This is a genomic window from Polaromonas sp. P1_E3, assembly GCF_056405935.1.
On the sequence record NZ_JBFUBD010000125.1, the window covers coordinates 1 to 7,811 of the forward strand.

At 63.0% G+C, this 7,811-nt stretch carries 7 protein-coding genes; 4 read left to right on the forward strand and 3 right to left on the reverse strand.

The window, feature by feature from the left end:
• A partial coding sequence (locus AC1D0Z_RS13335; RefSeq protein ID WP_477658709.1) for a GGDEF domain-containing protein occupies positions 1–921 on the forward strand: 921 nt, incomplete at its 5' end.
• On the opposite strand, the gene AC1D0Z_RS13340 is transcribed toward AC1D0Z_RS13335, so the two are convergent.
• Positions 904–1,413 (reverse strand): Lrp/AsnC family transcriptional regulator, encoded by a 510-nt coding sequence (locus tag AC1D0Z_RS13340; RefSeq protein WP_477658714.1) that lies wholly within the window; start codon positions 1,411–1,413, stop codon positions 904–906. The two genes, AC1D0Z_RS13335 and AC1D0Z_RS13340, sit on opposite strands and share 18 nt — an antisense overlap.
• A gap of 106 nt (positions 1,414–1,519) precedes the next feature.
• On the opposite strand from AC1D0Z_RS13340, the gene mdeB reads away from it, so the two are divergent.
• Positions 1,520–4,216, forward strand: coding sequence for an alpha-ketoglutarate dehydrogenase (gene mdeB, locus AC1D0Z_RS13345; protein WP_477658715.1), 2,697 nt, complete (start codon positions 1,520–1,522; stop codon positions 4,214–4,216).
• Between the two features lie 70 nt (positions 4,217–4,286).
• Here the strand turns inward: mdeB and AC1D0Z_RS13350 are convergent, their stop codons facing one another.
• Positions 4,287–4,841, reverse strand: coding sequence for a fasciclin domain-containing protein (locus AC1D0Z_RS13350; protein WP_477658710.1), 555 nt, complete (start codon positions 4,839–4,841; stop codon positions 4,287–4,289).
• 225 nt (positions 4,842–5,066) lie between these two features.
• A complete protein-coding gene (gene purN, locus AC1D0Z_RS13355; protein WP_477658711.1) occupies positions 5,067–5,663 on the reverse strand; it encodes a phosphoribosylglycinamide formyltransferase in 597 nt (198 codons plus the stop codon).
• Positions 5,664–5,822: 159 nt separating this feature from the next.
• On the opposite strand from purN, the gene AC1D0Z_RS13360 reads away from it, so the two are divergent.
• Together AC1D0Z_RS13360 and AC1D0Z_RS13365 are read left to right on the forward strand one after the other, a co-directional pair.
• Positions 5,823–7,025 carry an acyl-CoA dehydrogenase family protein gene (locus AC1D0Z_RS13360; RefSeq protein WP_477658712.1) on the forward strand — a complete coding sequence of 401 codons (1,203 nt, stop codon included), beginning with the start codon at positions 5,823–5,825 and terminating at the stop codon, positions 7,023–7,025.
• Between the two features lie 36 nt (positions 7,026–7,061).
• Positions 7,062–7,811: acyl-CoA dehydrogenase family protein (locus AC1D0Z_RS13365; protein WP_477658713.1), on the forward strand; the 750-nt coding region annotated here is incomplete at its 3' end.

Genomic DNA, 7,811 nt, shown 5'->3' on the forward strand with positions numbered 1-7,811 from the left:
GTGCCGCGTGATCTTCGCAACCTGTGGCTGGCGTTTTCCACCCTGGCCATCATGGGAAGCCTGTTGTGGATGTCGCTGCGCGGACAGACCTGGAACCTTCTCATTTTGCTGGGCGCGGCGCCCATCGGGCTGGCCGCGCTGGCCCGGCTTTCCTACAACGCAGGCTGGGTCTGGAATGTTGAGGCGGCACAGGCGGCCGGCGTGCTGTCAGCCATGCTGGGCCTGCTCTGGGTCTTCCTGGTGCTGGCATGGCGCAGCCGGGCGGCGCTGTTTGCCAACCACCGCAGCGCGGCGCTGGCAACCTACGACCCGGCCAGCGGACTGATGCTGCCGCGGATCATCGACGACAGGCTGCCGCCGATGCTGCTGCGTGCCCGGCGGCAGAAGTCGGCCTTCGGCGTGTTGATGTTGCGCTGGCTCAACCAGGCCCCCAGCCATGATGAAGCGAGCGACCAGAAACGCGGCGCGGCGCTTTCCCGAATCGGCGAAATCCTGCGCGGTGCGGCGCGCGACGTGGACACCGTGGTCCGCCATGGCGAAAACGACTTCATGATGCTGGTTGAAGGCCCGGTCACCCGCAACACCTTGTCGGAAGTTTCAACCAAGATCCTGGCTGACTGCATACGCGCTTCGGAAAAGCTGGGCGAGGCCAATGCCTTTGAGCTGCACATCGCCCTGTGGCATGACACACCCACCGCCCAGACGACCGCGCAGGAAGTCGTTGAAAGGCTCAAATCCCGCCTGCACCAGATGGCCTCCGGCACAAAACGCTACATGCAGTTTGTCGATTCGCCCAGTGATGCGATGAGTGATGTTCGCGAAGACATGAGCCGGCGCGAGGACCTGCTGGCCAAGATCAACGAGATAGAAATCTCGCACCCGGCGCTGGCCAGCGAGCAGGCTTCAGCCCCGGGCCGGTAGGCCCTTCACGGCAGAATCGCCCACCTTCGCCAGCGGCAAGGGCAACGCCGTCTTGTACCTCACCTGCTTGAGCGCAAAACTCGACCGTATTTTCTCGATGCCCGGAATCGGCGACAGTTGCTCAAGGATGAACCGCTCCAGCGCGCCGATGTCGGCCACTGCCACACGGATCAGGTAGTCGCTGTCACCCGACATCAGATAACACTCCATCACGTCGTCGTGCTCGGCAATGCGCTGCTCGAAGTCGGCCAGCGACGCCTTGCTTTGCGTGCGCAGGCTGATGGAGATGAACACATTCAGGCCCAAACCCAGCGCCGCCGCATTCGCGATGGCCACATAGCGGTCGATAACACCGCCAGCCTCCAGCGCCTTGACGCGGGCCAGGCACGGCGAAGGGCTCAGGTGCACGCGGCGCGCCAGTTCTACATTGGTGAGCGAGCCATCCCGCTGCAACTCGTCCAGAATCTTTAAATCAAGGTTATCAAGCTGCATCATCTTCAAAATCAGTTATTTGCAGTATTTTATGCTTTTAACTGTGGGGTATCCCCGATATTGAAGCTACACCTTCCGGATGAATCTGCGTAAAGTGGCGGGTGCCATGAACGATTCCACACCCCACCATTTACTGATGCAAGCCGCTTCTTACACCGACCCCTCCGCTGACCCCGATCCGCAGGAGACCGCCGAATGGCGCGAGGCGTTTGAAGCCCTGGCCCTCACGCAGGGCCCTGCCCGCGCACGCGAAATGCTGCATGAGCTGAGCCGCGTCGCGCGCAAACAGCGCATTGGCTGGCAGCCTGAGCTGGCCACACCTTACGTCAACACCATTGGCGTGGACGAGCAACCCGTGTTCCCCGGCGACCTGGCGATGGAAGAGCGCCTGGCCTCGTTGATGCGCTGGAATGCACTGGCGATGGTGGTGCGCGCCAACCAGGCCGAGACCGGCGGTTCCGCCGAACTGGGCGGCCACATCGCCAGTTATGCCAGCGCGGCCGATCTGTTTGAAACCGGCTTCAACCATTTCTTTCGCGCGCGCGAAGGCGTGAGTGAGGGCCAGCACCGTGGCGACCTTGTGTTCTTCCAGCCGCACAGCGCGCCCGGCGTGTATGCGCGCGCGTATCTTGAAGGCCGCCTCGACGAAAAAGACCTGGGCTTTTACCGCCAGGAGCTCACTGCACCCGCCCAGGGCGCGCAAGGCCTGTGCAGCTATCCGCACCCGTACCTGATGCCGGACTTCTGGCAGTTCCCCACGGGCTCCATGGGCATAGGCCCGATCAGCTCGATCTACCACGCGCGCTTCATGCGTTACCTCACGCACCGCCGTCTGCTCGACTGCACGGGCCGCAAGGTCTGGGGCGTGTTCGGCGACGGCGAGATGGACGAGCCCGAATCCATGAGCGCGCTGACGCTGGCCGCGCGCGAGGGCCTGGACAACATGGTCTGGGTCGTCAACTGCAACCTGCAGCGCCTGGACGGCCCGGTGCGCGGCAACGGCCGCATCATCGACGAGCTCGAAAAGCTCTTTGCCGGCGCGGGATGGAACGTCATCAAGCTGGTCTGGGGCAGCGACTGGGACGGCCTGTTCGCACGTGACCTGACGGGGGCGCTGGCAAAAACTTTCGCACAGACGGTGGACGGCCAGATGCAGACCTTTGCCGCGAAAGACGGGCGCTTTAACCGCGACAACTTCTTTGGCCAGAACGCCGAGCTCAMACGCCTGGCGCAGGGCATGACGGACGAGCAGATCGATCGCCTCAAGCGCGGCGGCCACGACCTGGTGAAAATCCACGCGGCCTACGCCGCGGCGGCGAATCACCAGGGCCAGCCCACAGTGATCCTGGCGCACACCAAAAAAGGCTACGGCATGGGAAGCGCCGGCCAGGGCAAGATGACCACGCATTCGCAGAAAAAATTCGACGGCGAAGAGCTGATTGAATTCCGCAATCGCTTTAACTTGCCGCTGTCTGATGAGCAGGCGAAGAACCTCGCCTTCTACAAGCCGGCTGCCGACAGCGCCGAGATGCAATACATGCACGCCAAACGCGCGGCGCTGGGCGGCTACCTGCCCCGGCGCGAAACAGCGGCGGAGGTCGTAAACATCCCGGCATTGCCGTCTTACGCACAGTTCGCACTCGCCGCAGATGGCAAGGAGATGAGCACCACCATGGCTTTTGTGCGCATGCTGGGCGGCTTGCTGAAAGACGCGGCGCTGGGCCCGAAGATCGTGCCCATCGTCGCCGACGAGGCGCGTACCTTCGGCATGGCCAACCTGTTCAAACAGGTGGGCATTTACTCCAGCGTGGGCCAGCGTTATGCGCCCGAAGACATCGGCTCGGTGCTGAGCTACCGAGAAGCGCTCGACGGCCAGATTCTGGAAGAAGGCATCAGCGAAGCCGGCGCCTTGGCCAGCTGGACGGCCGCGGCCACCAGCTACAGCGTGCACGGCCTGGCGATGCTGCCCTTCTACATCTACTACTCCATGTTCGGCTTTCAGCGTGTGGGCGACCAGATCTGGGCCGCCGCCGACCAGCGCGCCCGCGGTTTCCTGCTCGGCGCAACCTCGGGCCGCACCACGCTGGGCGGCGAAGGCCTGCAGCACCAGGACGGTACCAGCCACCTGATCGCCGCGACCATTCCCAACTGCAAGGCCTACGACCCGGCTTTCGCCGGTGAGCTGGCCGTGATCCTGGGCCACGGCATGCAGGAAATGATGGTGGAGCAAAAAGACGTTTTCTATTACGTCACGCTGATGAACGAGAACTACGCGCAGCCCGACCTCGAGGCCGGCTGCGAAGCGGACATCATCCGCGGTTGCTATCAATTCAATAGCTGGTTGCGCCCGCCCTTATTGCCTTCCAGCCCTAAAACACCCTCAAAAGCAGCTCAAAAAGTCGTTCTGATGGGCTCGGGAGCGATCCTGACCGAGGTGATCAAGGCCGCGCAGCAGCTGGGCGCCCAGGGCGTTGAGGCCACGGTCTTCAGCGTGACCAGCTGGAGTGAGCTGGCGCGCGATGGTGCGGCTTGCCAGCAACGCGCGCTGGCCGGTGAAGCGGGCGCCAGCGCCTTCATCGCAGAGCAGCTGCGCACCAGCACCGGCCCCATCGTCGCCGCTACCGACTATGTACGTGCCGTTCCGGAAAGCATTCGCGCCTTTCTGCCCGAAGGCCGGCGCTACCTGACGCTGGGCACCGACGGCTTTGGCCGCAGCGACACGCGGGCCGCGCTGCGTGAATTCTTCAGCGTCGATGCGCAAAGCATCGTGAAAGCAGCGCTGCACATGCTCAGTCAAAAGTAAGCCGGCACGCAAATACGCCAAAGCCCGTGCGCGGTCAAATCGCGTACGGGCCCGGCAAGACCGCGTTGGATTACTTGGGCAGCAGCACCTTGTCGACCACGTGGATGACGCCGTTGGACTGGTAGATATCGGCGATGGTCACCGTCGCCACACCGCCCTTCTCGTCGGTCACTGTGACTTTACCGCCGGCCGATTTCGCCACCAGCGTGCCGCCGGCCACTGTCTTGATAGAGGCCATGCCCTTGCCGTCGGCAATCATCTTGCTGATGGCTGCGGCGTCCCACTTGCCGGCTACCACGTGATACGTCAGGACGCCCGTCAGCATGCCCTTGTTCTCAGGCTTTAGCAGGGTGTCGACCGTGCCGGCAGGCAACGCGGCAAAAGCAGCGTTGGTCGGTGCGAACACCGTGAACGGGCCCGGACCCTTGAGCGTCTCAACCAGGCCTGCAGCCTTGACGGCGGCAACCAGCGTGGTGTGGTCTTTGGAGTTGACGGCGTTGTCGATGATGTCCTTGCTGGCGAGCATGGGTGCACCGCCCACCATGACCTGCGCGAAGGTGGGAACCGCCGCGAACGACAGTGCCAGGGCTACGCCGATGGAAGCGAGTTTGTGTTTTGTCTGCATGTGAATTCCTTTAAAAGTGTTAAAGCAAAGGCCGGGCAAAGCCGTGCCATGAGCCGAAATCAGGATGATTCAAGCGGCTGCAATGAATACGGGGCGCAAGCCCCGGTGGATTCAAAACAGATGAAGCCTCAGCACCCTGCAGGGCRCATCACTGGCAACAAAGGGTAAGCAGCGCGGTAAGCAGCGCCCGCGCAGAAGGCGTGGCGGCCCGCGGCAAGCAACTGGTCAGGCGGCGCGCTCGAAGAAGGCGCGCACGGCCTTCGGATAGATCAGGTGCTCCTGCGTGAGCACGCGCGCGGCCAGCGCCTCGGCCGTATCCCCCGGCAAGACCGGCACCACCGCTTGCGCCAGCGTCTCGCCATGGTCGAGCTCGGCCGTCACCTGGTGCACCGTGGCGCCTGCCACCGTGCAGCCGGCATCGATGGCACGCTGATGCGTGTGCAAGCCCGGGAAGGCCGGCAGCAGCGAAGGGTGGATGTTGATGAGCCGCCCGKCGTAATGCGCCACAAACCCCGGGGTGAGGATGCGCATGAAACCTGCCAGCACGACGAGGGCTGGCGAGTGCCTGTCGATTTGCGCCATCAGCTCGGCATCAAACGCCTCGCGCGATGCATACGCGGTATGCGGGACCACGGCCGTGGGAATGCCCATGCCCTTCGCCAGTTCCAGCCCCCCGGCGCTCGCCTTGTTGCTGATGACGGCGGCCACCTGTACGCCCCACCGGCTGCGCCACGCTTCTTTTTCGGCGGTGCGGGCGATGACCGCCATGTTGGAGCCACCGCCTGAAATCAGGATGACGATATTTTTCTGCGCAGTTGCCATAGCCCCCTAGTTTAGAACGCGGCAGATAGCAGTTCACAGGAGCCCGCCGCACGCAACGGCACGAATGTCCCAACTGAGACATAAAATTGCGAACGACCGTGCTAAAAATAGAAAAACCGACCGTAGACCTACCTGCCCACCGGCCTGGAGACATTCACCATGGATTTAGMTTTTACACCTGAAGAACAGGCTTTCCGCGAAGAAATACGCGCCTGGGTTCACGCCAACCTGCCCAAGGACATCTCGCACAAGGTGCACAACGCCCTGCGCCTGTCGCGTGACGACATGCAGCGCTGGGCCAAAATCCTCGGCAAAAAAGGCTGGCTGGGCCACGGCTGGCCCAAGGAGTTCGGCGGCCCGGGCTGGAATGCCGTGCAAAAGCACTTGTTTGAAGAAGAGTGCGCACTGGCCGGTGCGCCGCGCGTCGTGCCCTTCGGCCCCGTGATGGTGGCACCCGTCATCATGGCCTTCGGCAGCCCTGAACAGCAAAAGCGTTTCCTGCCCGGCATCGCCAGCGGCGAAGTCTGGTGGAGCCAGGGTTACAGCGAGCCGGGTTCGGGCTCCGACCTCGCGTCCGTCAAATGCCGGGCCGAACGACAGGGCGATAAATACATCGTCAACGGCCAGAAGACCTGGACCACGCTGGGCCAGTATGGCGAATGGATTTTCTGCCTGGTGCGCACCAGCACAGAAGGCAAGCCGCAGACCGGCATTTCGTTTTTGCTGATCGACATGAAGTCGCCCGGCGTGACGGTACGTCCCATCGTGCTGCTCGACGGCGAAGCCGAGGTCAATGAGGTCTGGTTCGACAACGTCGAAGTACCGGCCGAGAATTTGATCGGCGAAGAGAACAAGGGCTGGACCTACGCCAAGCACCTGCTGAGCCACGAGCGCACCAACATCGCCGACGTGAACCGGGCCAAGCGCGAGCTTGAGCGCCTCAAACGCATCGCCAAGGCCGAGGGCGTTTACGACCCGGCTGTGGACGGCCCTTCGGCCGGGCGCTTTCGCGACGAGATCGCCAAGCTCGAGGTCGACGTGGTGGCGCTGGAGATGCTGGTGCTGCGCGTGCTGTCTGCCGAAAAGTCGGGCAAGAACTCGCTGGACATTGCGGGCCTGCTGAAAATTCGCGGCAGCGAAATCCAGCAGCGCTACAGCGAACTGATGATGCTGGCCGCCGGCCCCTTCAGCCTGCCCTTTATCGAAGAAGCCATGGAGGCCGGCTGGCAGGGCGACTTCCCTGGCGGCCTGCCGCAAGACGCGCCCCTGGCGTCCACGTACTTCAACATGCGCAAGACCACGATTTACGGTGGCTCCAACGAAGTGCAACGAAACATCGTTTCGCAAGTCGTTCTCGGCTAAGCCCGGTCAGTTCATTCCGCTTCAAGGAAACACATCATGGATTTCGATTTCACCGACGACCAGGAACAGCTTCGCGACGCCGTGCGCAAATGGGTGGACAAGGGCTACGACTTTGAACGCCGCCGCGGCATCGCCAAGGCGGGCGGTTTCTCGCGCGAGGCCTATGGCCAGATCGCTGAACTGGGCCTCACGGGCCTTTACATCCCCGAAGCCGACGGCGGCCTCGGCATGGGCCCGGTCGAGGGCATGGTGGTGATGGAAGAGCTAGGGCGCGGCATTGTGCTGGAGCCTTTTACGCAGACGCTGATCGCCGGTGGTGTGCTTTCCGGCTACGCACCTGACGCCGTGAAAGCGGCCTGGCTGCCGAAAATTGCTGCCGGTGAAGCGCTGGTGGTGCTGGCCTATCAGGAACGCGCGGCACGCTACAACTTTGACAAATGTGAAGCAAAAGCGGCTGCAGCCGGCAATGAATGGGCGCTAACAGCTATCAAAAGCATAGTGCCTGCTGGCGACCAGGCCGACGCCTTTATCGTGCCTGCCATGGCCAACGGCAAGCTGGCGCTGTTCCTGGTCGAGCGCACCGCAACCGGCGTGACAACCCGCGGCTATGGCACGCAAGACGGCGGCCGCGCCGCTGAAGTGACGCTGAAAAACGCGCCAGCCACCTTGGTCACGCTGGACGGCCTCACGGCTCTTGCCCACGCCATCGACATCGGCATTGCCGCCACCTGCGCAGAAGCGGTGGGCGTGATGGATAAAACGCTGGCCATCACCGTCGAGTACATG

What these genes read in the sequence shown, in the direction of transcription:
- AC1D0Z_RS13340 (WP_477658714.1), bottom strand. Translation starts at nt 1,413, where the DNA reads ATGCAGCTTGATAACCTTGATTTAAAGATTCTGGACGAGTTGCAGCGG.
- AC1D0Z_RS13350 (WP_477658710.1), bottom strand. Translation starts at nt 4,841, where the DNA reads ATGCAGACAAAACACAAACTCGCTTCCATCGGCGTAGCCCTGGCACTG.